Genomic DNA, 25,699 nt, shown 5'->3' on the forward strand with positions numbered 1-25,699 from the left:
GTCCATGGACGCCGGAAAGCTCATAGGCCGAGGCATCAGCTTCCCCCCACGCGTGGGCCCGGACGGGCGCGTGCAGTGGTCCGAGGGCGAGCGCAACGTGCGCGAGGCCATCCAGGTCATCCTCGCCACGGAGCCGCGCGAGCGCCTCCTGCTGCCGGAGTTCGGCGCGGGGCTGGCGCGCTTCCTCTTCGAGCCGAACACCGTGACGACGCGGCACCAGATTGCCGAGCGGATCACTCGCGCCCTGGCGCTGTGGGAGCCGCGCATCTCCGTGGAGTCGGTGAGCGTGGAGGCCGACGCGCAAGACGCCCGGGCCGCCACCGCCACCATTACCTACAAGCTCGTCGCCACCGGGGCGCGCGAGCGGCTCAGCCTGAACATCACGCTCGCGGGGTAACACCACCTTGCCACTCACCCTGCCCACCATCGATGACCGGAAGTACCAGCAACTGCTGGACGAGGCGCTGTCGCGCATCCCCGTCCACAACCCCGAGTGGACCAACTTCAACAAGGCCGACCCGGGCGTCACCCTGCTGGAGCTGTTCTCCTTCCTCACGGAGAGCCTGCTCTACCGCGCCAACCAGATTCCGGAGCGCAACCGGCTCAAGTTCCTCCAGCTGCTGGGCGTCCCCCTGCAGCCCGCGTCGTCCGCGAGGGGACTCGTCGCCTTCCGCAACGAGCGCGGCGGAACGCCCCAGGCACTCACACTGACGGACGGCGTGGAGGTGAGCGCCGGCAAGGTGCCCTTCCGCACCGAGCGCGGGCTGGACGTGCTGCCCGTGGAGGCCGCCCTCTTCTACAAGCGAAGCGTCGCGCCCGAGGAGCGCGTGAAGGCGTACTACGAGGAGCTGTACGCGTCCTTCACCGCCACCACGCCCCCGCTCGCGCCGCTGAACGCGCTCCAGTTCTACGAGACGACGCCCTTCTCGCCGCGCGGCACCGAGCCGCTGGACCTGAACACCCAGACACTGGACCGGGCACTGTGGGTGGCGCTGCTGCTGCGGCCCGCGGACCTGAAGCTGGCGTCGTCTCCGTTGGGGCCGGAGGGTGCCAAGACGCAGCTCTGCGAGCTGCTGAAGGGCAAGGTGCTGACGGTGGGAATCGCGCCCGCCGGAGACACCGGAGGGAGGGACCTGGTGCCCAACGGGCAGGCGCGGCCCGAGGGGTCGGCGGTGCTCCAGTTCCAGCTCCCCCGGTTGCCGCCGGAGGGCAAGCTGCCGGAGTCGGCTGCGGACCGCAACGCGAGCTGGCGCACCCTGGCCACCGCCGAGGTGCCCGCCGAGCCGGTGGTGGTGGACGTCCCCCTGCCCTCCAGCGAGGCCGAGCTGGCGCTGTGGTCGAACCTGGACCCGCTGGAGGCGGGCACCCGCGACTTCCCTCCCGCGCTGGACGACGAGGCGCTGGATGCACGCGTGATTACGTGGCTGCGCATCACCTCGTCCGCGCCCGTGTCCGTGAAGCTCTTGTGGGCGGGCATCAACGCGGCGCCGGTGACGCAGCGCGAGCGAGTGACGAGCGAGCTGCTGCCCGCGGGCACTGGCGAGCCGGACCAGGTGGCGAAGCTGGCGCGCTCGCCCGTGCTGCCGGGCACGGTGAAGCTCACCGTCACCGTCAACGGCACCTCCGAGACGTGGGAGGCGATTGATGACCTGATGAGCGCCGGACCCGAGGTGGCGGTGCCGGACCCGCGCCTGCCGCCGGGCACGCCCGCGTACACCAACACGCGGGTGAAGGTGTTCCTCCTGGACGCGGAGGCCGGCGAGCTGCGCTTCGGCGACGGCGCGCACGGCGCCCGTCCGCCCCCTGGCGCCACCCTGCGCGTGGACTATGACCATGGCGTGGGCCGCGCCGGCAATGTGGGCGCGGGCACGGTGACGAGCGGCCCCGCGCTGCCTCCCGGCATCAAGGTGGAGAACCCGCTGCCCACCTGGGGCGGCGCGGACGCCGAGAATGTGAAGCAGGGAGAGCGGAGCATCTCCCGCTTCCTCCAGCACCGAGACAGGCTGGTGACGGTGCAGGACTTCGAGGCGCTCACCCTGCGCACCCCCGGCGTGGCCGTGGGCCGCGTGGAGGTGCTGCCCGCCTTCCACCCCGCCCTGTCGCCCAACGAGCCCGGCGACGCGCCCGGCGCGGTGACGGTCATGGCCGTTCCGCGCTTCGAGCCGGACCCCGCGGAGACGCAGGGCGCGGACGCCTTCCTGGATGCCATCGCCTGCTGGCTGGCGCCCCGGCGGCTGGTGACGACGGAGATCTTCGTGCGCCGCGCCCAGTACAAGCCCGTCTGGGTGACGGTGGGCCTGGAGGTGGTGGCCGGCGTGTCCCAGGCCGTGGTGCGCGAGGCGGTGAAGGCCGCCCTCACCGCCTTCCTGTCGCCGCTGCCCCCCGAGGACGTGGACCTGCTGGAGCCCACCGTGTCGCTGGCCGGCGCGCCGCAGGCCACGGTGCTCCAGCGGGGCTGGCCGCTGCGCAAGGCCGTGGTGTCGCTGGAGCTGGCGGCCGTGGCCAGCCGCGTGGCGGGCGTGGCCCTGGTGCGCGGGGTGAGCCTGGGACTGGCCACCGGCGCCGCGCAGGGCCAGGTGCCATTGACGGGCCTGCAGCTGCCCCGGCTGGCCGGCATCTCCGTGGCCGTGGGGGACCCGCCGTCCCTGGACGAGCTGCGCGGCACCGGCCCCGTGGCCACCGGCGCGCAGCGGCCCTTCGTGTCCGTGCCCGTCGTGCCCGAGGAGTGCCGGTAGATGGACGCCAACGGCTCCCGCTTCCACCTGCTGCTCGGCCGCGACGACTGGGGCCGCTGCTCCTCCGACAAGGGGCAGCCCCTGGCCGAGGCGTGGGCCGACGCATCCGGCACCGGCGCGGACGTGGCCTGGGATGCCCTGCGCGCGGAGGTGTCCCTGCGCGCCGAGCTGTTCCGCTTTCCCGCCGCGCCCCGCGACGTGCCGCCGAAGCTGGAGGACCGGCGCGGCGCCGCGAGGGACCGCTACAAGAGCTTCTACTGGATTGACCGTGACGGGCTCGCCGTGAAGGTGATGTCCAGCGGCTCGCGGCTCACCAGCACCTTCTGGCCGGTGGCGCCCTCTGAGCCCCGCGCGGCGACGTTCGGCGGCTTCGGCCCGGTGGTGGCTCCGTCCGCTCCGGCGGCGGTGCCGCTGGGCGGACTGGGCATCACCGCGCACCACTACCTCGTGGTGGGGACGCTCGCGCCCGAGCCGGGGCTGCTGGTGTTCGACCTGCACTCCGGCGGCCCGCCGGTGCGGCACCTATGGCCCGCGGGAGTGCCCTTCGCACCGTGGGACGTCGCGGCCACGCCGGACGGCGGCGCGGTGGTGCTGGACCGGCAGCACCGCCGCCTGTGGCGCCTGGACGCGGAGCTGCGCGTGGTGCGCCTGGGCGGCGACTCCGTGCTGGCCGAGGAGGTGGTGGAGGTCTTCCAGCCGGCGCAGGGCGGCCCGCCGCGTCGCGTGCCCGCCGTCACCTTCCCCGAGCCGGTGTCGCTGGACGCGTCGCTGCCGCTGGATGCGGCGGACCCCATCTCCGTGGAGGTGCTGCCCGACGGCCGCGTGCTGGTGCTGGACCGGGGCGAGGCCGGCGGCTTCCTGAGCGTGTACCGCGACGGCCAGCCCGAGGGAGCGCCGCTGCCGCTGGAGGTGGAGGGCATCCTCCAGGGCTCCGGCTCCGCGTTCAGCTACGCGCTGGTGCCGCATGACATGGCCCTGGTGCCCGGGACGAAGGACACGCCCCACCGCGTGCTCGTCGTGGGCCGTGACGGCAACCAGGTGTTCGCCTTCGACCTGCATGTGGGCGAAGGCGGCGCACTGTCCGCCGTGCCCCAGCCGGAGTACCTGCCGCTGCGCTTGTTTGGCGGCAAGGCGCTCATCGGCGTGGACGGCGGCGCGTTCTACGACTTCGCCGACACCTTCGTGCCCCTGGTGGCCCAGCGCCGGCCCCGCTACGTGCGCGAGGCCACCCTGCGCACGCCGGTGCTGGACGGCCGCGCGCCCGACTGCGTGTGGCACCGGCTGATGCTGGACGCGTCCATTCCCCCCGGCGCCCGCGTCACCGTGCGCACCCGCGCGGCCAACGAGCATGCGGACCTGGAGGCCACGCCCTTCATCGAGGAGCCCACGCCGTACAAGCGCGGCCGAGGCTCGGAGCTGCCGTACGTGGCCGGCGCCACGAGTGGGCACCGGGGCACCTTCGAGGTGCTCTTCCAGCGGGCGAAGGGGCGCTACGCGCAGGTGGAGCTGACGCTGCACGGCGGCGGAGCCACCACGCCTCGCATCCACGCCCTGCGCGCGTGGTACCCGCGCTTCTCCTACCTGGCGCAGTACCTGCCGGGCCTGTACCGGCAGGACGCCGAGTCCGCGAGCTTCCTGGACCGGTTCCTCGCCAACGTGGAGGGGCTGTTCACCTCGCTCGAGGACCGCATCGCCGCCGCGCAGGTGCTGTTCGACGCGCGGGGCGCTCCGCCCGAAGCCCTGGACTGGCTGTCGTCCTGGTTCGGCGTGGCCATGGACCCGGCCTGGGACGAGACGCGGCGGCGGCTGTTCCTGCGCCACACGCTGGACTTCTTCCAGTGGAGGGGCACGCCGCGCGGGCTCATCATGGCCCTGCGCGTGGCGCTGGACGAGTGCCCGGACGACACCATCTTCACCGAGGAGACGGAGCCCACCCGCGCCCGCTTCCGCATCGTCGAGCGTTTCCGCTCGGCGCGCACGCCCTTCATCACCCCGCCCGAGTCCACCGTGTCGGACGGCATCCACGTCGTCACCACCGCCACGACTCAGCGCTGGGAGCCCTCGCAGGGACGCGCGCAGCTGGTGGACCGCTACCGCGCGGCCCTGCAGGCGGCGGGCGTGACGGCGACGGTGGACAGCTTCCCCCTGCGCGAGCCGGCGGGAGCGACGGCTTCCTCCGTCTGGCGTTCCTTCTGCATGGAGGCGCTGGGCTTCATTCCGGCGGCGACCGTCGCGACCACCTCGGTGTGGCGGGAGTTCCTGCTGCGGCGCTACCGCAACGTCACCGCCCTCAACGCGGCGCACCTGACGTCCCTGGCGGACTTCACGCAGGCCGCGCTGCCCGTGGTGCTGCCGGACGACGGCCCGGCGCAGACGGACTGGTACCACTTCGAGACGGTGGTGCTGCCGGTGCGCGCCGCGGCCCACCGCTTCACGGTGGTGCTGCCGGTGCCCAAGGGCAGCGCGGCGGAGGAGCAGCGTACGCGGCTGGAGCAGGCGATGCGGGTGGTGGCGGTGGAGAAGCCAGCCCACACCGTGTTCGACGTGAAGTTCTACTGGGCCATGTTCCGCGTCGGCGAAGCCCGCCTGGGCGTGGACACCCTGATTGACCTGGGCAGCCGTGCCCCCGAGCTGATGCCCGCCATGCAGCTCGGCCGCGAGTACCTGGCGGAAAGCCATCTGGCCCCGAGACCCCCACAGGATGCCAAGGACCGGCAGATCCTGGGACGGGACGCGCTCGGGCGCCGTGAGACCCACGGGAGCGACACCCTATGAGCACCTTCACTTCCACGTCAGTACCGCGCGCCGCCGCCGACCCCACCAAGCACGTCAACTACGTGCTGGGGATGGTGCTGGGCGTGGACGACTTCAATCAGGAGTTCGCCTGGCTGTCCGAGCGGGACAGGTGGCTCGCCCGCGATTTGCTCGGCTACGGCACCGCCTGGGGCCTGGCCGTGACGTCCGGCCTTGGCACCCGGGGCCCGGAGGTGCGGGTGTCGCCCGGCGTGGCGCTCACCCCGCGGGGTCAGCTCGTCCGGGTGACGCCCTCGCAGTGCGCGTCACTGAATGACTGGCTGAAGGCGAACCGCGAGGCCGTGGACCCGCACGTCTCCGCGACGGACCTCCTGCGGCTGTGGGTGGTGCTCTGCTACCGCGAGTGCCTCACCGACATGGTGCCCGTCCCCGGGGAGCCGTGCCGCAGTGAGGACGACTCCATGGCGCCCTCGCGCGTCACGGACGACTTCCGGCTGGAGCTGCGCCTGGGGCGTCCCGCCCAGCCTGAAGAGGACGCCGTCCGCGATTTCATGCGCTGGCTGCAAGGCCACATCCAGGGGGCAAGCGACCCTTCCAGCTCCATCTCCATGGAAGCCTTCCTCAAGGCCATCCGCGACGCGGCGGTGACCGGCTCGCCGCCGTCGTCGCCGCTTTCTCCCCCCGCCCCGAACAGTCCGCTGGACCCGATGATGGACGCGTCCCCGCCCGGGCCGCTCCTCATCTACACGGAGGACATGGAGCGGTACCTGCGCGCCGCCCTGCGGCTGTGGGTGACGGAGCTGCGCGCGCTGTGGCGGCCCAACTGGCTGGGCGCGGCGCACGGCTGCACTTCCCCCGTCACGCCGGAGCCCGCGAGCGACGGCGACTGCGTGATGCTGGCCGAGGTGGAGGTGGCGCTGGTGAAGTCCGAAGTGGCCGGCGACTGGCTGGTGGATGACGACCCCGGCGCCATCCGCCTCCTCGAGGAGGACCGGCCCTTCGTCCTTCACCTGCGGATGCTCCAGGAGATGCTCCTGTCCATTGCCGCGGCCGGCGGCGGCGGCGGTGGCGCGGGCCCGGCGGGTCCCCAGGGGCCCCAGGGGTTGAAGGGCGACAAGGGCGACCCCGGCAACCCGGGTGTGAAGGGCGACAAGGGCGACCCCGGCAGCCCGGGTGTGAAGGGCGACAAGGGTGACCCCGGCAACCCGGGTGTGAAGGGCGACAAGGGTGACAAGGGCGACCCCGGCAACACGGGCGCGCAGGGTCCGCAGGGCGACCCGGGAGAACCCTTCCCGTGGGTGGTGCGGCGCCCCGAGAACCCGGACCTGGGCAACTACCACATCGTGGCAGCGGGCATCGTCCCCCTCCGGGACGAGGACCCCGGCACCACCTACAACGGCCTGCGGTGCGTCGGCATCGTGGATGACGGGACGGCCTACTTCACCTTCAACGACTGCGTCTTCAAGCCCGAGGAGTACGTCTACATCGTCAAGGCGATGATGGTGCAGCACCCGGAGTTCCCCCACCTGGACTCCGTCACCTTCGGCGGCTTCCCCGAAGGGGATGACTCCTCTGTGTTCGCCCTCCACTTCTGGGACATGCCGAACCAGCAGTACGCCAATCCCGGCGACCTCGAGCAGCTCGAGGTGGTCATCGAAGTCAGCCAGTACTTCCGCTTCCCTCAGGGGTGAGGCGCCATGCGCATCGACCTGGATACGGCATTCCTCGACGACGGCATCCGCTCGACGAACTTCTTCAACGGCCGACTGCTTTCGGCCGAGGACCTGACGCAGGAGCAGCAGTCCCGCAAGGAGGCGCTCAAGCAGTTCGGTCGCGCCGTGGGCGAGGGCGTGGCCCACGGGCTGGAGGTGGAGGCCATCGTCGGCGGCAGCTCCGCGACGGACCCCGTCGTCACGGTGAAGCCGGGGCTGGCCATCAACCGGGAGGGGCGCCCCCTGGAGCTGCTCCAGGAGGTGAACGTGGCGCTGCTGCGCGGAGCGGCCAACACCACCTCCTCCACGGGTGGAACGGGCGCCTTCGCCACATGCGAGCCTCCCGGGAGCGCCTACGTGTCCGGCGCGGGCGTGTACCTGCTGGTCATCTCCGAGGCGGAGGGACGCGAGGGGCGCGCGTCCACCAGCGGCCTGGGAGGACTGCCCGGCACCGGATGCGAGGCGAAGCGGCTGGTGGAGGGCGTGCGCTTCCGGCTGCTCCAGCTCACGTTGCCGGACGCCGCCGAGCTGGGAAGTGACGAGGCCGTGCGGAGGCTCTTGCGCAACCGCGTGGCGCACCACTGCTTCGGGACGACGGACCCGAGCTCGAAGGCCTTCATACGGGACCCGTTCGGCCCCGCGGTGGAGGGGTACGGCCTCATTGACGGCCTGCGTCCCAACGCCCTCACGAGCTGCGACGTCCCGCTGGCCGTGCTGCACTGGCGACACGGCGAGGGCCTGCGCTGGGTGGACACGTGGGCGGCCCGGCGGCGGCTGACGCGGCCGACATTGCTGGGACGCTGGGCGTCCGGGGTGGCGGACCGCCGCGCGGCCGAGGGCGAGGCCATGTTCCTCCAGTTCCAGGACCAGTTGGAGAAGCTGCGCCAGGGCACGCCGCAGTCGGTGCGCGCGGTGGACCACTTCTCCTATCTGCCGTCGGTGGGGCTGCTGCCGCTGGAGGGCGGGGGCCGCGCGGGCTTCGTGTACGCGAAGTTCTTCGAGGGAGTCACCGCGCGGCAGCCCCCGCTGCACGTGGAGGGCGCGCGGCTGCAGTCGCTGCTGCGGCTGTCCATGGCGTACCCGCCCATCAACGTGGCGGGTGGGGACCCGGGCCTCTGGCTGTACCGGGTGCAGGAGAACCACGCGGCGGAGAACGGAACCGCGGGCCCGCAGCAGTACCTGGTCTTCACCAGCGGGTACCTGCCGTACCTGGGCACCCCACGCTTCGACGCCGCGCACTGGAGCTTCGCGAACTCCGCCCTGCCATGACCCTTCCCCTACCTGACGCTCGCTGGCCGCGAGGAGAGCGCGATGCCCATTGATCTGGATGACCTGCCCGAAATCAAACCCGGAGACCTCATCACCTCCGACCTCATCAACACGCTCGTCCGGGAGATGAAGAACCTGGTGGCCGGCGTGGGCAACAACCCGGTGCCCAACCTCTTCGGGCGCACCATCAGCGACGTGAAGAACACCCTCGCGCAGGGGGGCAACAAGCTCAAGATTGCCGGGGCGCTGGACGCGGCGGGCGTCTCGGTGGACATCGGGCGCGCGGAGAACGCGGGGCGGCTGGTGGTGGGGCAGATTCCCCCGCCCGACGCACGGGTGGCGGACAACACCAACGTCTTCCTGCTGATAGCGGCGGTGGCGGGCAGTGGGCCCCAGCAGTCGGAGCCTCCCGTCATCACCGGCTTCTCTCCGCTGACGGCGCCCGTGGGCACCCCGGTGCAGATCATCGGCAAGGAGTTCGACCCGGTGCAGTCGCGCAACAAGGTGACGTTCGACGGGGTGACGGCGGCGACGCCCTCGTCGGACAGCACGCGCTTCTCGCTGTTCGTCACGGTGCCGACGGGCATTCCCGGCGCGCCCACCACGACGGGACAGCAGAAGGTGGTGTCGGTGGTGGTGACCACCGCCACGGGCATCGCAACCGCGCAGCTCGTCATCACGCCACCGCCCGCGCAGCCCACCCCATCCGTCTCGTCATTCAGCCCGGCCATTGGAGCGAAGCTCGGCTCCACGCTCACCATCACCGGCCAGAACTTCGGCTCGGTGCCGAGCAACGTCAGGGTCTTCTTCGATGACCAGCCACTGGGAGGGAGTCCCCCTGCACCCGTGGGGGTCCAGCCGGCCACCGCGACGGGAACCCAGCTCACCGTCGTGATTCCGGCGAACCTGGATGGCTTTGGAGTGACCGGCGATCGGAAGACGGTCTCCATCAAGGTCAGCGTGGGGCCGATGACCTCACTGGGGATGGGAGTCATCCTCGAGAAGTGAGAAGACCCTCTCATGACCCACCGCCACGCGCTGTTCCTCTCACTCCTCTGCTGTCTGCTGTTGCCGGGCCTCGCGAGCCAGGCGGCAGAGCAGACGTTCGCCTACAAACTGCCGCACGTGCTTGCCCCCGCGCAGCCTGTGTCGCTGGTCAGGGTGGAGCTCTCGCTGTACGACGACTTCGCGCCCGGACAGGACGTTGGGGGCGTTGTCACCGGGGCACGCTTCACCGTCCGGGACGGGGGGGGCGATGAACTGGGGACCTTCCCCGCCATGGACGGGGCGCACACCCTGTCGAACGGCGATCAAATCACCCTCCGGGGAGTCGGCACCGAGACGGTATTCCTGAGACACCATGTGTACAGCCTCTACGCGGCCCCGAACACCGACCCCTGTGCGCTCAACGGGAGCGCGACGGACTCGGAATACCAGTACACGCTCACCGGCTGGACGGGCATCTCCACCTACCGGATGACGGGGTACTCAGCGGCCTCCGTGGACAGCTGCACCTGCTCCAAGCGCCGCGTGAAGAACGGCATGAATTGGACCGAGGTGCCTCCCGGCGACAACCTGGGCCGGTTCCCGATGGACATCGCGCTGGTGGTGGACCGCTCGGGGAGCATGTCCAGCTCCGTCACCCAGGGCATGTCACGCTGGATGGGCCTGCGCTCCGCCGTGGCCCAGTTCATTGCCCAGTGGAAGCTGGAGGGAATGCCGCGCCAGACGGGCGCAGTGGATCCGAAGCTGGGCACGGACCGGCTCGGGCTCTTCCTGTTCGGCTCGAACGTGGTGTCAGAAGGCTTCCGGGAGCGGGGGTTGGACGGCAACGAATGGAATGAGTTCACCGATGCCTTGGATCGGCCGGAGTACCCGAGTGGACAGACCGCGATGGGCGCCGGACTGGAGGCGGCCTTCAGCGAGCACAGCCAGCTCGGCAGCGAGAATGACCTGACGGTGGTGCTGATGACGGATGGCATGCAGAACGTCCAGCCCCTGGTGAAGCAGGGCCTGAACGGCCACATGTCGATCGTGTACCCGGGCACGGACATCGACCTCACCAACAAGTGCACGCCCATCCTCACCATCCCCGTGGGGAACGTCGGGGCCCCGTGGACCGAGGACCTGGAGCGGCTCTCGCAGCAGACGGCTGGGACGACGCAGCTCACCCTTCCGAGCCAGATTGGCCCGAGCTTCATCTCCAGCCTGGTGGATGCGCTCAAGGGCAACACCCCGTCCCTGGCGCTGCAGGAGCAGCGGACGATGCCGCCAGGTGGGGGCACGCACCTCCATCCGGTGACGCTGGACTCGTCGGTGGAGAACGCCATCGTCGTGCTCGGTTGGGTTGGGAATCCCAACCTGGTGGAAGGTGCGCTGTCGGTGCGCCTGCTGGACCCGAATGGGAACGAGGCGCCGACGGTGGCCAACGAGGACGGCTTCCTCTTCTCGGCCCTGCGGGTGGACCTGCCGGACAGCGGCCCGCCCGGCGTGTGGACGGTGGAGGTGAACGGCGGCGCGTCTGTGGGCGTGCCGTACAACGTCTCCGTCATCGCCGAGGAGTCGGTGCTCGACTTCGTCGTGCGCGTCGTCGGGGAGCAACACCCGGCGGGCGAGCCGCTCGAGGTTGAGGCGGTGGTCAGCGTGGATGGAGAGCCGGCCGACCCGGGCGACTACCAGGTGTCCGTGGAGGTGGAGGGGCCCGTGGAGTCGCTGGGGACGGTGATGAGCGAGTACGGCGGCGGCTACCCGGATGACCTGGCGAATGACCGGACCGCCTACGAATGGAAGCTCGACGACCTCCTGGAAGGTGATGAGGACTTCGCGGCGCGGACCGCGCTGTACCCGCGCGTGGAGCTCCCGCTGACGCCGGTGGGTGGCGGACGCTTCCAGCTCCCCTACACGGACACGTCCATCCCCGGCCGGTACCGCTTCCGCGTCGTGGTGACGGGGCCGGATGAGCTGCGGCGCGTGGAGACGCTGGAGGCCCACGTGGTGGTGCTGCCCGACGTGTCAGCCACCGCGACGGGCGGAGAGCCCGAGGGCGACGACCGCTTCGTCATCCACTTCACCCCGAGGGACCTCGAGTACCGGCGGCTGGGCCCGGGGTACGAGAACACCGTCCGGGTGTTCGTGGACTGGCAGGAGCTGACGCCCTCCACCGACACGGGCGAGGGCGTCGGCTACTCCCTCTGGGACAACGAGCAGATGGGCACCTACACGCTGCGGTTGTGGGGCGTGAACTACACCGCGCACCTCTCCGTCTGGATGGGAGGCGCCGTGGTGCTGGACAACTCCATCGCCTTCATCCTGGAGAACCCCCAGGACCTGAGGAACGCGACGCCCGCGGACCAGACGGCGAAGCAACGGTCCGAGGCGGAGCCCCTGCCCGGCCGCAAGTGCGGCGCGAGTGGTGGGTTGCTCGGCCTGTTCCTCGCGCTGCCCCTGCTGGGGTGGTGGCGCATTCCCCGTAAGCCGTACCGGGCGCCGCACAAGCGCTCCACCGAATGACCAGGAGATGAAGATGGCATACCGCCTGTCGCTGCTCGCAGGGCTGTTCGCGCTGCTGCTGTCCCCGGCCACGGCCGAGGCGCAGTTTTCCTTCCGGACGCCAATCACTCCCGCGGGAGGCCAGGCGGTCACCCACGTGAAGGTGATGCTGGAGCTGGGGGCACCCGTGCCCGCCGGCTCCACCATCGACTTCGGCGGCACGCCGGTAGGCATTCCCGGCAACGTGCTGCTCCCCAACGGGGACAACGCCGTGTTGAACGCCGCCGGCAACACCGTGGTCGTCGAGTACTGGCTCTACAGCCTGCTGACCAACATCTCGAACCTCTGCTCGAAGGACCCGCTGGACAACGGCCAGCGGACGGTGACGTTCACGCCGAGCTTCGCTGGCATCAACGGCTACCGCCTCACCGGGTACTCAGCGCTGTCGGAGGACCAGTGCACGTGCGCCCGCCGACGGGTGAAGCTCATGGAGTGGCTCACCCCGCCGCCGGGCACGAACAACGGCCGGCTGCCGCAGGACATCGCGCTGGTGCTGGACCGCTCCGGGAGCATGAGCGGCTCCACGCCGGGAGACTCGGAGCCGTCGACGAAGTGGCGGGCGCTGGAGGACTCCATCGAGCAGTTCGTAAACTTCTGGGCAGCGGAGGGAATGGACCCCTTCACCCAGACGGGAGGCCGGGCGCTGGCGAAGGACCGGCTGGCGCTCGTCTACTTCCAGAGCGTCGTGGAGCCCACCCCGTTCGGCGGCAACCTGTTCGTCGAGCGCGGAGTCGGCGCGGTGGCCGGCCCGACGCACCCGTGGACGCAGCTCAGCAACGACGTGAGGGCCAAGGAGCCGGCCGGGTCCACGGCCATGGGCGGAGGCCTCAAGGCGGCGGTGCAGGCCTGGGAGGCGCTGCCCGAGCCGAAGAACGACCTGACGGTGGTGCTCATGTCGGACGGCATGCAGAACGTGAACCCCCGCGTGAAGGACGGAGTGGGCGCCCACATCGGGAAGAAGGTCCTGGAGTTCACGGCGGGCGTGGACACCCCCCTGGTGCAGAAGTGCCGTCCCATCCTGACGGTGTCCATGGGCAACGCGGCAGACGCGTTCGTGACGGTGATGGACGACATCGCGCAGCAGACGGCGGGCACCAGCCGCCTCACCACGAGCAAGGGCACGGCGCCCGCGTTCGCGGGGATGCTGGTGGAGTCGCTCAAGGGCAACACCCTGTCCACGCTGTTGCAGAGCACCGCCACGTTGCCGGCCGGCACGAGCACGGAAACGCGGACGGTGGCGGTGGACTCGACGGCCCGCAGCCTCTACGTGAACCTGGGTTGGTACTCCGGCGTCTACCGCGCTCCGCCCCTGTTGCTGCGTGTGACGGCGCCGGACGGCAGCATCGCGAAGCCGGCGGTGGAGGTGCGGGGCAACAGCCACGTGCTGCACCGCTTCGAGCTGCCGAAGAATGGCCCGCCGGGTGACTGGAAGCTGGAGGTGGTGCGCGGCTCGGTGACGTCCAACTTCGTGTACCAGCTTGGCGCGTACGTCGACGAGCGGAGCCTGGACTTCCTGCTGTCGCTGGGGGGCAAGCGGCACTCGGCCGGCAAGCCGTTGGTGCTGACGGCCCAGGTCGCCTTCGACGGCAAGCCGATGAAGGGACTGGAGGGTGACCTGACGGTGCGGGTGGAGCGCCCCCTCACCGCGTTCGGCACGCTCATGCACGAGACGAAGACGCCCGAGCCGGGGTCCGGGCAGTCCGACGGAGGCACGCCTTCGCAGTCGGACGGGGGCGTGGATCCACAGTCGCCCTACCAGGCGAAGCTGAACGCGCTGCTCCGGGACAAGGAGTTCCTGGAGCGCGTGGGTACCAAGCTGGATGAGACACCGCTGACGCTGAAGGAGGCGGACACCGGCATCTACCGGCTGGAGTACAAGGACACGCAGCTGCCGGGCACCTACCGCTTCCACTTCACGCTGGAGACGAAGGACGCCGACGGACGCCCGCTGCGCCGCGTGGAGACCATCGAAACCCAGGTGGACGTGCTGCCGCACGGGCCGGCGACCGAGGTGACGACGCAGAAGGTGTCCGAGGGCGTCTACGACGTCATCCTCACGCCTCGGGACGTGCTGGGCCACTACGTGGGGCCCGGCTTCGAGAACGACGTCCATGCGGAGGTGAAGGGCGAGGGCCGACTGGAGTTCGTGGACACGCCGAAGGTCGACGGGACGTACCGCGCGCGGCTGACCGGCCTGAAGGATGACACCGAGGTGCTGGTGTACGTGACGGGCACTCCCGTCGCGCAGGGGCCGGTGACGAAGCTGGAGCCGGTGAAGCCCGGCGAGGACAAGCCGACCGACGGCGGCACCGGGCCGGGCCCGACGCCGGGCCCCGGCGGGTGCGGCTGCAGGCGGATGTCCTCGGGCGGAATGCTGGGGGCCATGGGCCTGCTCATGCTGGGCTTCATCTCCCGCCGGAGGGGACGCCGCGACGATGAGTGAGGGGGCGCGGGTGGGACGCACAATCATCGGGAAGCTGCGGCTGCGCGGGGCGGACCTTGAGCCGCTCTCCGCGCGGCTGCGGCTGGAGTCCCTGTTGAGCGGCGCCCACCTCGTGCCCCTGGGGCTGCCGCCCTCGGCCACCGTGTGCATCCGCCGGCTGATGGACCCCAAGCCGGGGGTGCTGCCGGTGCGGCAGCTCGCGCTTCGTCCTCCCTCGGCGTGGGACGAGGCGATGGTCTCCGCCCTGGAGGCGCAGGTGGCCCGGGCGGCGCGGCCCGCTCGCGGCGCGGTGCCTCCCGGCGCGGAGGCGGTGCTGTTCGCGGACCCCTCCGAGCTGCTGGCCTGTCTCGCCAGTGACGTCAGCCGGGGCAGTGCGCTCGCCCACTGGTGGTGGCGGGGATTGTTCCCCAGCGTGGACCTGGCGCGGACGGTGGTGGCCGAGTGGCTGCGCCAGCCCGAGTACGTCCCCGCCGCGCTGGAGGCCTCGGTGCGCCGCGGTGAGGCACGGCCCGTGCTGGCGCTGTTCACGGAAGCTGAAGCGGGGACCGTGCTGGCGCAGGTGGCCCGGGTGCATGGGCTGACGACGCTGGCGCCGGTGGGACGGGCGGACGGTGAGGGGCCTGCGCGGGACGCGGCGCGGGAGGTCGCGGGGGGAGATGGCCACGGGGCGGTGGTGGGGGGCTCCGTGGCTATCGCGCCTCCGTGGGAGCCGTGGGTGCCGGAGGTCCGTACGCTGGGGCTCGGACAGGCGCGGCAGGCGCTGCTGGGCGTGGCGCTGATGCTGCGACGGGCGCCCGAGGAGACTCGTCGGAGCGAGTTCGCTCCGGCGGTGGTGGCGTGGCGCGGTGGGAAGCATGAGGTTCTGGAGGGGGTGGAGGTTCGGCCGGCGCCGGTGGCTCCGACGGCTGCCATGGAGGTTCGTGCTGAGCGTGTCGACTCGGGGGACGGTGGCTCGGGTTCGCGCGGAGTGACGGAGGCGACTTCGGAGCAAGTGGCTTCTAGGGCGGAACAGACGGCTCCGGTTGGAGTGGACTCGGGTGCGGTCCACGCCCCGCGGGAGATGGCTGGGACTCTGGAGACTCCGGTCGTGGCGGTGGAGTCCTCCCCTGCTCCCGGAATGATGGGCGGGCTGCCTCCGGTGAGCGACGGAAGGATGGAGGCCGAGCGGGTGATGGAGCCGGTGGGAGCGGTGGAGGCACCCGCGCCTCCCGCACCTCCGGAGCTGCCGTCGACGCCGCCCCGGGTCTTCGAGCCTCCTCCCGGACGTGCGTGGGGGCTGCCCATCTCCACCGGACTGGGGGGCCTGTTCTACCTCGTCAACCTGGCGCTGTTCCTGGAGATGTACGGGGACTTCTCGCGGCCCGCGCACCCTCACCTGCCGCTGTCGCTGTGGGACTTCGTCACGCTGGTGGGACGGCGGCTGCTCGTGGACCCGCGCACTGGCGACCCCGTGTGGAAGGTGCTGGCCCTGCTGTCCGGACGGAAGGCCGGTGACGCGCCCGGTGCCGGCTTCGAGCCTCCGGAGGCCTGGCGGATTCCCTCGGAGTGGCTTCTCGCGTTCCGCGCTCCCGAGGAGTCGTTGTGGACGTGGGAGGCCCGGGACGAACGGGTTCGCGTGCTGCACCCGGCGGGCTTCCTGGTGCTGGATGTTCCGTGCGCGGGAGGCGACGACGCGGGGGCGCAGGTGCTTCGCGAGACGGAGGCGTTCTCTCGCGAATGTGCGTTCACACTCGTTGATGGAGCAGTGCCGGCCCCGGCCGAAGTGGAGGCCTCGGCGCTGGAGCGGTGGCTGGCGTGGCTGGTGCCCTACTGCCGCTCGCGACTGGTCCGCGCACTGGGCCTGGCTCCGGACGATGCGCCCGCGCTGGAGGCGGCGGTGTTGACCCACGATGCGCGGCTCCATGTCACGGAGACGCACGTGGACGTGGTGCTCGCGCTCTCGCAGCTCCCCCTCGCCGTGCGCGTCGCCGGGCTGGACCGCGACATCGGGTGGCTCCCCTCCGCCGGGCGCCACCTCACCTTCCACTTCGAGTGAGCCCGAGACGCGCCATGTCCGACACCCCGAACGCCGCTGCTCCTCACTCCGCTCCTGGCGCCTCGCGTGGCGCGGAGTCTGGTTCCTCTGCTGGTACCTCGCGTGGCGCTGAGTCTGGTTCTTCTGCTGGCGCCTCGCGTGGCACTGAGTCTGGTGATGTTTCTGGCGCCGCGCGTGGTTCCTCCGCTGGCTCCGCGCGTGGCGACTCCTCTGGGGCCGACTCGACTTCGGAGCCCCTGGAGCACTTCAAGCTGTACTTCTTCGCCGCCGCCACGCGGGTGCTGGCGCATGGCGCGAGGACCTTCGGCGGTGAGGGCGCGCTGCTGACGCGCTTCCCCTTCCTGGAGGGGTACCGCACGGAGCTCACGGAGCTGGGTATCGCCGCGCTCGAAGGCGAGAACGGCCCTGGCTCGTGGCCCGAGGCCCTGGCCGCCTGGGAAGCCGACGTGTCCTGCCACCTGCCCCTGCGCGCGCTGCGACAGGCCGCCGGGCTGGACCATGAGGCCCTCACGCTGCTGGTCGCGGTGGGCATGGTCGAAGAGGACGCCCGCTTCGGCGCGCTCTTCTCCGCCCTGCAAGGCACGCCCACCCTGCACCGCCCCACCCTGGGCCTGCTCAACGCGAGCTGGCGCGGCGAGGAGGACCGGGGCGAGGTGCGCGCGCGCCTGCGCCGGCTGATGGACCTGGGCCTCGTCGAAGTATCCGACCGCGAGGCTCCTCGCGCCGAGTGGGCACTGCATGTCCCCGGTCCCATCTGGGATGCACTCCACGGTGAGGCCCCGGAGCGTCCCGCCCCGTGGATGAAGCACCATGCCCACGAGACGCTGACGCGCGACGAGCCGCTCATCGTCCCCGACGCGCTGGGGGGAGCACTCACCCGGCTGCCGGTGCTGCTGGCCTCGGGCGAGATCCGCGCACTGGTGGTCCGCGGCCCCCGTCACAACGGACGGCGCACACTGCTGCGCTCGGTGGCCCGCGCGCTGGGCCGGGGGGTGCTGGAAGTCGAGGGGCCGCAGAAGGGGGACGACGCGCGGTGGCGCATGGTGGGGCCGCTGGCCACGCTGCTCCATGCGCTTCCCGTGGCGGTGCTGGAGCCGGCTCCCGGCGAGGCCGCGGAGGTGCCGGAGTTGACCGGACTGGACGGTCCACTGGGCGTGGTGCTCGGCCGGCTGGGCGGCGTCTCCGGCGAGGGCGTGGACCGCGCCCTCACCCTGGCGGTGGACATGCCCGGCCCCGAGGAACGCGCCCTGCACTGGAAGCGGGGGCTGGCGGGCCGGCCCTGCGCCTGCGTGGAGGAGCTCAGCGCCGCCTTCCGCCTCACCCGGGGCCATGTCCGCCGCGCGGCGCGGCTGGCGCAAGCTCACGCGGCGCTCGCCGGGCGCGCGGCGGTGGAGCCCAACGACGTGCGCGAGGCGGCGCGAGCCCTCAACCGGCAGGCCCTGGACACCCTGGCCGTGCGCCTCACCACTCCGGGCGACTGGGGCCAGCTCTCCGTGTCCACCGAGACGATGCGTGACTTGCGCCTCCTGGAGACGCGCTGCCGCAACCGCGAGCGCATGGGCGAGGCCGTGGGTGGCTCGCTGGCCCAGCAGCTCACGCCGGGCGTGCGCGCCCTCTTCCAGGGCCCCAGCGGCACCGGGAAGACGCTGGCCGCGCGCCTCGTCGCCGCGGCCCTGGGCCTGGACGTGTACCGGGTGGAGCTGTCCTCGGTGGTGAACAAGTACATCGGCGAGACGGAGAAGAACCTCGCCCGCATCTTCTCGCTCGCCGAGGAGCTGGACGTGGTGCTGCTCTTCGACGAGGGCGACTCGCTGTTCGCCCGGCGCACCGGCGTGGGCTCGTCCACGGACCGGTACGCGAACCTCGAGACGAACTACCTCCTCCAGCGCATCGAGTCCTACGAGGGCATCCTCCTCGTCACCACCAACGCGGCGGACGCCATCGACACCGCCTTCCAGCGACGCATGGACGTGGTGGTGGACTTCCGCGCGCCGGACCCGTCCGAGCGCTGGACGCTGTGGCAGCTCCACCTGCCCGCCGCGCACGCCGTGGACGCGGGCATGCTGCGCGAGGTGTCCGCCCGCTGCCAGCTCAGCGGCGGGCAGATTCGCAACGCCGTGCTGCACGCGTCGCTGCTGGCGCTGGAGGACGGCGGGCCGCTCGGCTCGGCACACCTGGAGGCCGGCGTGGTGCGCGAGTACCGCAAGGCCGGCGATGTCTGTCCCCTGCGCCGCACCGGCGCCACCTCCCTGCGGGGCTGAGAGCCACCACCCATGCCTCCCGCCCGCGCCGCAGCACGAGGTCCCTCCCGCGCCCCCGCGCGCGGTGGGGCCCCCGCGCGTGCACGGGCGGGCGCCACGTCCGCGCCGGCACCGGGCGGCGCCGCGGTGAAGGTGGGCGGCGACGCGGAGAAGGACCCGCGCTTCCGCAAGGTCATCGAGCAGTTGGAGAAAGGAGCGAAGAAGACCCAGCAGCACCCGCCCGCCTCGCAGAAGGCCTCCGAGGCCCAGTCCGCCGCCGTGTCCCCGCCCACCGAGCGGACCGCCGGCGCCAAGGCCAATCAGGTCGACGCCATGAAGGCGGCGGACGCTCCCAAGGCAGACCCCAACGGTTTCCTCACGCTGCTGCGCGCGGAAATCGAAAAGGTGATGCCCAAGAACCTGGACGATGCCGACAAGTTCATGGAGGGCGGCGAGACGGGCCAGGTGAAGGACGCCGTCTCCGGAGGCGTGAAGGAGCAGAAGGACACGGCGGCGGGCCCCACCGAGCAGGCCACCTCCGCGCCGCCGGACCCCAGTGCCGTGCCGGCTCGGCAGGCCGAGGCCATGCCCGAGGAGCCGGCCGCGCCGCCTCCGCCCGTCAACGGCGCCGCCGCCATGCCCGCGCCGAAGCCCAAGGCGGAGGTGCAGGCGCTGGGCAAGCCCAAGGAGGACGCCGACCAGCAGATGAAGGACGCGGAGCTGACGCCGGAGCGGCTCAAGAAGGCGAATGACCCGCGCTTCTCCTCCGTGGTGTCGCAGAAGGGCACCGTGGAGAAGCTCGCCGCGGCGGCGCCCGGGAAGTACGTGTCCAGCGAGTCCGCCACGCTGGGGCAGGCCAAGGGCAAGGCGTCCGGCGACGCGAAGGCCGGCGTGGCGCAGATGGGCGGCGTGAAGCTGTCCGGCAACAGCAAGGTCAAGGCGCGGCAGTTCCTGGCCAAGCAGAAGGACGAGGCGCGGCGCAAGGCCGTCAGCGACCACATCGAGTCGCTGTACCAGAAGACGAAGCAGAAGGTGGACACGAAGCTGTCCACGCTCGAAGCCGACGTCATGCGCCTGTTCGACGTGGGCGCGGAAGCGGCCCTGGCGGACATGAAGTCGTACGCCAACCGTGAGATCGACAAGTTCAAGGACGACCGCTACAGCGGCATCACCGGAGGCGCGCGCTGGCTGGCTGACCTGTTCCGCCCCGTGCCCGAGGGCATCAAGGTCATCCTCGGCCAGGCGCGCACGCGCTTCGCATCGAAGATGGACGCGCTGGCGGTGCGCATCTCCGCCATGGTGGATGGCCGGCTCGCCGACGCGAAGGCGGAGGTCGACAAGGGCCAGGCCGCCATCAAGACGTACGTGGACAGCCTGCCGAGGGACTTGCAGGCCGTGGGGCGCGAAGCGCAGCAGGCGATGACCGAGCGCTTCGACGAGCTGCGCAGCGGCATCGACTCGAAGAAGAACGACCTCGCCCAGAAGCTGGCGCAGAAATACAAGGAGGCGCACGACAAGGCGGACTCGGCGCTCAAGAAGCTGGAGGAGGAGAACGCCGGCGCGCTGAAGAAGCTGGCGGACGCCATCGGCGAGGTCATCAAGATCCTCACCGAGTTCAAGGACAAGCTGATGGCCGTGCTCCGCAAGGGGCTGGAGACCATCAAGCTCATCCTCGCGGACCCCATCGGCTTCCTGGGCAACCTGCTCGCCGCCATCAAGCTGGGGTTCAACCAGTTCGTCGGCAACATCTGGACGCACCTCAAGAAGGGATTCATGGAGTGGCTGTTCGGCTCGCTGGCCAGCGCCGGCATCCAGGTGCCGAGCGACCTGAACGTGTGGTCCATCCTCAAGCTCGTCCTCGACGTGCTCGGGCTGACCTACGCGTGGATGCGCAGCGAGGCCGTGAAGCTGATGGGCGAGCGCAACGTGGCGCTCCTCGAGAAGCTGGTCGAGTACATCACCATCACCATCAAGGGCGGCCCGCAGGCGCTGTGGGACAAGCTGAAGGAGGACCTGTCCAACCTCAAGGCAATGGTCATCGACGCCATCCAGAACTGGCTCATCGAGACCATCGTCAAGCAGGCCGTCACCAAGATTCTCTCGATGTTCAATCCGGCCGGCGCCATCGTCCAGGCCGTCATTGCCATCTACAACGTGGTGATGTGGGTCATCGAGAATGCCTCGCGCATCCTCGCGCTCATCGAGGCGATGGTGAACTCGGTGCATGCGATTGCGACGGGAGCGATTGGCGGCGCGGCTGCGTGGATTGAAAAGGCGCTGGCGAGCCTCATCCCCATCGTCATCGGCTTCCTCGCGCGGCTCATCGGCCTGGGCGGCATCTCCGCGAAGATCAAGGAGTTCATCACCAAGGTGCAGACGAAGGTCCGCGCCGCCGTACTCAAGTGGCTGAAGAAGGCCTGGGAGTACGTGAAGAAGCTGTTCGGGCGAGGGGGTGGCAAGGACAAGAAGGGCGCCGAGAAGCCCAAAGTGGACATCGGCTTCGCCATGGCCGGTACGGGCCACCAGCTGACGTTCGAGCCTCGCGGCGGAAGCGTCGTGGTGCTGATGGCGTCCGAGAAGCTGCCGCTGTCGGACAAGTTCAAGGTCGCCCACTCCGCCATCGACAACTTCAAGTACTACATGTCCTCTGTGACGGTCCCGGAGGTGAAGACCGAATGGCAGACCAAGATGCTGCCGGACCTCGAGAAGCTTCAGTCCTCGCTCGTCGGACGCTTCAAGGACATCTACGAGAAGCGCTTCAAGGACGAGAGCATCTCGGACGCACAGGCCAAGGCCCAGGTGGAGGCGCTCAAGAAGGAGGCAGAAAAGTTCCTGGCGCAGCTCGTGGAGTGGGGCTCCAAGACGGGCATCGCGGACCTCAGCAAGGCCTCCGTGGAACAGACGCTCCGCTCCAAGGGCGAGGCGCTCTGGAAAGCCGCCTGGGCGCAGACGAAGGCGGCCGTCGATGCGACCGTCGCAGGCCACGCGTTCCGGAGCGTACCCGTCAAATACAGGGGCAGTACCGCCACGGCATGGCGCGGCCCCCACAAAGCGCAGACGCACTTCGATGTGGCGGACTTCGACGTGGACCTCTACGTGATCCACCCCGTTGCATTCGAGGAGGCGCGGCGCAAGGGCGCGCCCGTGCTCAACGGCAAGATCTTCGCACCCAGCTCACGACTGGCAGACCTCGTCAGCGCCCAGGCCGCCGTCGTGGGTGACCTGGTTACCCGCTTCCCACATGTGAGGAAGGTCCGGACGTCCTCGCTCGTCTTGCGGAAGGATGCGCCGTGAGAAACCACCGTCTTTCGTTTCATGGAAGCTGAGGAACACATGAAGCGCACCGTCCTCGAGTTCTCGATACGTGCTGACGCCGCGGAGCCCGCCTCCGCCGTCATCCCCCGAATTGAGAAGGCACTCGGCTGCAGCCTCCAGTCCGAATGGATTCAGGGGGAGTACGTCCGGCAGGGGTACCTGCTGGGCATGAAGATCTTCTTTAGCGAGTGGAGGGGGATTGGCGGGGCGCCGACCTTCCAGCTCCATGGTTTCGCCGAGAACTTCACCCCGGAGACGGCCGACTTCGTCGACATCAGTCTGGCCGTCATCGGACTGCTCGCGGAGCACGAGGCGGGCACCTGGCGCGTCCCTTCGAACAAGGAGATCGACGCGGAAATCGCGAACGCCTCGGGCACCGGGGCAGAGGAGCCAAGCGGCGAATGAGCTCCCGTCGAAACATCTTCGCCTGCCTCGTCCATGAGAGCCCGGAGTGCGTCATCGACCTGGTGCGCAACCTCCACCACCTGGACCCGGACTCGCGCATCCTGCTCTACAACGGAGGCCGCGACGCGGGCCTGCTCCAGGGCTTTCCCTTCGAGCGCTACAACGCCGTCGTCCACCCCACCCCACGGCCGATGAAGTGGGGGTGGCTGCACGACTTCGCGCTCGACTGCTTCCGCTTCGCGCTGGAGCACGAGCCGTTCGACGCGATGACCATCGTCGACTCGGACCAGCTCGGGCTTCGGCCCGGGTACTCCGGGTTCCTGGGTGACTTCCTGAAGACGAACCCTGGCGCGGGGCTGCTGGGGAATGTGCAGACACCCCAGGGCCCGGGCAACCGCGCCGCCCCGGCCGTGAATGCCCGGCGCGAGCTGGACCTGTGGCGGCCCTTCCTGCGCAAGTTCCCCCAGGGCGAGGCCCAGTTCGTCCACTGGACGTTCTGGCCCTCCACCGTGTTCAGCGCGGACGCGGCGCGTGACCTGGTGAAGCTGTGGGACGGAGACCCGCAGCTGAATGACATCCTCCGACGCTCTCGCATCTGGGCCACCGAGGAGGTGCTCTTCCCCACCCTTGTCGCGCTGCTGGGCCACCGCGTCCTCACCAGCCCCTGCAACTACGACCTCGTCCGCTACCGCGTCCGGTACAGCCTCCGGCAGCTCGACGCGGCCATGGCCAACCCGGCCGCCTTCTGGGCCCACCCCATCCCCCGCCGTCCCGACGACCCGCTGCGCACCTATGTGCGCTCGCGGTACTCCGGGTACGAGGGGGCCGCGCGGGAAGCGCGGAACGTGGCTCCGGAGACGCGCGCCGTGGAGGTAGGGGACGTGGCACCAGAGGCGCATGCCGTGGAGGGACGGAACGGCACGCCGGTGCAGGAGGAGACCGCGGGTGCGGAGACGAACCGGCCCCGGCTGCTGCTGACGTGGCCCATCCTCGCGGAGATGCGCAAGGTGGAGGGCTGGCTCTCCGACGAGGAGGCGGACCTGCTCATCGCCGCGTCCTCCCACGCCCTGGCGTCGCTGCCCGCGCCCCATGCCGTCGTGGAGGTGGGCAGCTTCTGCGGGAAGGCCACCGTCATCCTGGGCCGCGTCGCCGAGTCGCTCGGCTCGACCGCGCCCGTGCATGCCATCGACCCCGGGGACGGCGTGGTCGGCTCGCGGGATGGCGGCCTGCGCCACCTGGGGCCGACGCGCGAGAAGCTCCAGCAGACGCTGCAGCAGGCCGGGCTCGCCTCGCGCGTCCGCGTCCACTTCGAATCCGCGCCCGCCGTGCCGTGGAGCGAGCCCATCGGCTTCCTCCTCGTGGACGGGCTGCATGACTACGCCAGCGTCGCCGCCGACTTCCACCACCTGGAGCCGTGGCTCGCCACCGGCGGGCTCGCCGCCTTCCATGACTGCGCGGACTACTTCCCCGGCGTGAAGCGCTTCGTGCAGGACCTGCTGCGCGGCGGCAGGTTCCGCCGCGTCCACACGGCGGGCACCCTCGTCGTCATGGAGAAGGTGGCGGCGGCGGAGCGCGCGGAGGCGATCACCGCGCCCGGGCGCATGAAGGACGGCGGGGCCACGGTGGAGGCGATGGCGGCACGGCCCACCGAGGCGCCGCCAAGCGAGAGCATGGTTGGCATTGCCGAGGCTGCTGCTCTGCCCGTCGAAGCGCCGCTGACGGGGACGGCGCGCACGCGGGTGTCCTGCATCATGCCCACGTACAACCGGCGCCGGTTCGTCCCGCTCGCCGTGCGCTGGTTCCTCGCGCAGGACTGGCCGGACCGCGAGCTCATCGTCGTGGACGACGGCAACGAGCCTTGCGGGGACCTGCTCCCCGAGGACCCACGCATCCGCTACGTGCGCCTGGAGCGCCGCCACTCGCTGGGCGCCAAGCGCAACCTCGCGTGCCAGGCGGCGAGCGGGAGCGTCATCGTCCACTGGGACGACGACGACTGGTCCGCGCCCACGCGCCTCACCTACCAGGTGTCGTCCCTGCTGAAGGCGGGCGCCGCCGTCTGCGGCCTCACCCGCGTCTACTACCACCAGCCCACCACCGGCCGCTCCTGGCAGTACGTCTACCCCGCCGGCCAGCGGCCCTGGGTGTCCGGCAACACGCTCTGCTACACGCGGGACTTCTGGCGGCGCAATCCCTTCCCCGACATCAACGTCGGAGAGGACGCACGCTTCCTCTGGAACGACCCCTCCCGGAAGCTGCTCGCGCTGGAGGACGCGTCCTTCTTCGTCGCCTGCGTGCATGACGCCAACGTGGACCCCAAGCGCGTCCACCACCGCTTCTGGCACCCCCACTCCACCGACGCCGTCCGCGCGCTCATGGGGGACGCCTTCGACGCCCTTCGCCACGCCACCCTTTCCACGGAACAGCACCCGCTCGCCGCGGGAGCCCCCTGAGGCCCGCCATGACTCCCGCCCTCACCTTCGTCTTCCACGACCACATCGTCCGCCCCACCGTGGTCGCCGCCGTCCGCTCGGCCATCGCCCAGAACCGCAACGCCGTCGTCCACATCTACTGCGACCCGGCGAGCATCCCCCGCTACCAGCCGCTGCTGCCCAAGGCGCACTTCGAGGACCTGACGCAGTACTTCGGCCCCTTGCAGACGACGCGGATGGAGGTGGCCGCGCGGCGCATGCCGGCGCTCGCGCTCCATCAGCACGGAGGCTGGTACCTGGACGCCTTCGACACCCTCACCCTCAAGACGCTGCCCTCGGTGGAGCGCTTCACCATTGGCGAGGAATGCTGGGACTCGCGCCGCCGCTGCCCCGCCGCCTGCGCCAGCCCGCCGGGAGACGCCTTCGCCCAGGCGTGGCTCAACGCGATGAAGGCCGTGCCCGACGCCCAGTGGGAGCCCACGACGGACCAGAAGCTCGTCAACCGCGTCATCGACTCGGGCCGCTTCCCCGTGGAGCGGCTGTCCACCGGTCAGCTCAACTGGCCGTCCGATAGCGGCTTCACCGGCGAGCTCCGCATGTCCGAGGACCAGGTCGAGTGGCTCCTCGATAACGCCTGGGTCGTCCACTACTACAGCCGGGGCGCACGGGGGCTCCCCTACAAGGAGATGAACCTCACCGCGCTGCGTCGCTGCCGCAACCTCGACGGCTGGCTGCCCCGGCTCATCCTCCACTACAGCCGGGGTGTACCCGAGGGGTCCGGACCGACCACCTGAGCCGTTCAGCGTTGGCCAC

The 25,699-nt window shown here is 70.8% G+C and carries 14 protein-coding genes; all 14 read left to right on the forward strand.

Features of this window, described 5'->3' with window-relative positions; translation table 11 throughout:
* Positions 1-4: 4 nt before the first annotated feature.
* The gene (locus tag G4D85_RS34105; RefSeq protein WP_164018264.1) at positions 5-397 is read left to right on the forward strand and encodes a GPW/gp25 family protein; all 393 of its coding nucleotides are present in this window, start codon (positions 5-7) and stop codon (positions 395-397) included.
* 7 nt (positions 398-404) lie between these two features.
* Positions 405-2,735, forward strand: coding sequence for a baseplate J/gp47 family protein (locus tag G4D85_RS34110; protein WP_164018265.1), 2,331 nt, complete (start codon positions 405-407; stop codon positions 2,733-2,735).
* Positions 2,736-5,510: a phage tail protein gene (locus G4D85_RS34115; protein ID WP_164018266.1), complete on the forward strand. Its 2,775-nt coding sequence runs from the start codon at positions 2,736-2,738 to the stop codon at positions 5,508-5,510.
* Positions 5,507-7,180, forward strand: a complete 1,674-nt coding sequence (locus G4D85_RS49820) for a collagen-like triple helix repeat-containing protein (protein WP_240359654.1) — start codon at positions 5,507-5,509, stop codon at positions 7,178-7,180. The genes G4D85_RS34115 and G4D85_RS49820 overlap by 4 nt, the downstream gene beginning before the upstream one ends.
* Positions 7,181-7,186: 6 nt before the next feature.
* Positions 7,187-8,470 carry a hypothetical protein gene (locus G4D85_RS34125; protein ID WP_164018267.1) on the forward strand — a complete coding sequence of 428 codons (1,284 nt, stop codon included), beginning with the start codon at positions 7,187-7,189 and terminating at the stop codon, positions 8,468-8,470.
* A 42-nt stretch (positions 8,471-8,512) separates the two neighbouring features.
* A complete protein-coding gene (locus G4D85_RS34130) occupies positions 8,513-9,478 on the forward strand; it encodes an IPT/TIG domain-containing protein (RefSeq protein WP_164018268.1) in 966 nt (321 codons plus the stop codon).
* 12 nt (positions 9,479-9,490) lie between these two features.
* Complete coding sequence (locus G4D85_RS34135) at positions 9,491-11,980, forward strand: VWA domain-containing protein (protein WP_164018269.1); 2,490 nt, start codon at positions 9,491-9,493, stop codon at positions 11,978-11,980.
* Between the two features lie 13 nt (positions 11,981-11,993).
* Positions 11,994-14,462: a vWA domain-containing protein gene (locus G4D85_RS34140; RefSeq protein WP_164018270.1), complete on the forward strand. Its 2,469-nt coding sequence runs from the start codon at positions 11,994-11,996 to the stop codon at positions 14,460-14,462.
* 10 nt (positions 14,463-14,472) lie between these two features.
* Positions 14,473-16,497 (forward strand): serine/threonine-protein kinase, encoded by a 2,025-nt coding sequence (locus G4D85_RS34145; protein WP_164018271.1) that lies wholly within the window; start codon positions 14,473-14,475, stop codon positions 16,495-16,497.
* Positions 16,498-16,775: 278 nt separating this feature from the next.
* Positions 16,776-18,758, forward strand: a complete 1,983-nt coding sequence (locus G4D85_RS34150) for an ATP-binding protein (protein ID WP_164018272.1) — start codon at positions 16,776-16,778, stop codon at positions 18,756-18,758.
* Positions 18,759-18,770: 12 nt separating this feature from the next.
* The gene (locus G4D85_RS34155) at positions 18,771-22,031 is read left to right on the forward strand and encodes a phage tail protein (RefSeq protein ID WP_164018273.1); all 3,261 of its coding nucleotides are present in this window, start codon (positions 18,771-18,773) and stop codon (positions 22,029-22,031) included.
* 39 nt (positions 22,032-22,070) lie between these two features.
* Positions 22,071-22,457, forward strand: coding sequence for a hypothetical protein (locus G4D85_RS34160; RefSeq protein ID WP_164018274.1), 387 nt, complete (start codon positions 22,071-22,073; stop codon positions 22,455-22,457).
* Positions 22,454-24,907, forward strand: coding sequence for a glycosyltransferase (locus G4D85_RS34165; RefSeq protein ID WP_164018275.1), 2,454 nt, complete (start codon positions 22,454-22,456; stop codon positions 24,905-24,907). Before G4D85_RS34160 ends, G4D85_RS34165 begins: the two co-directional genes overlap by 4 nt.
* An 8-nt stretch (positions 24,908-24,915) precedes the next feature.
* Positions 24,916-25,680 (forward strand): hypothetical protein, encoded by a 765-nt coding sequence (locus G4D85_RS34170; protein ID WP_164018276.1) that lies wholly within the window; start codon positions 24,916-24,918, stop codon positions 25,678-25,680.
* Positions 25,681-25,699: the final 19 nt, after the last annotated feature.

Origin of the sequence: Pyxidicoccus trucidator (assembly GCF_010894435.1) — a bacterium.
Lineage (GTDB): Bacteria > Myxococcota > Myxococcia > Myxococcales > Myxococcaceae > Myxococcus > Myxococcus trucidator.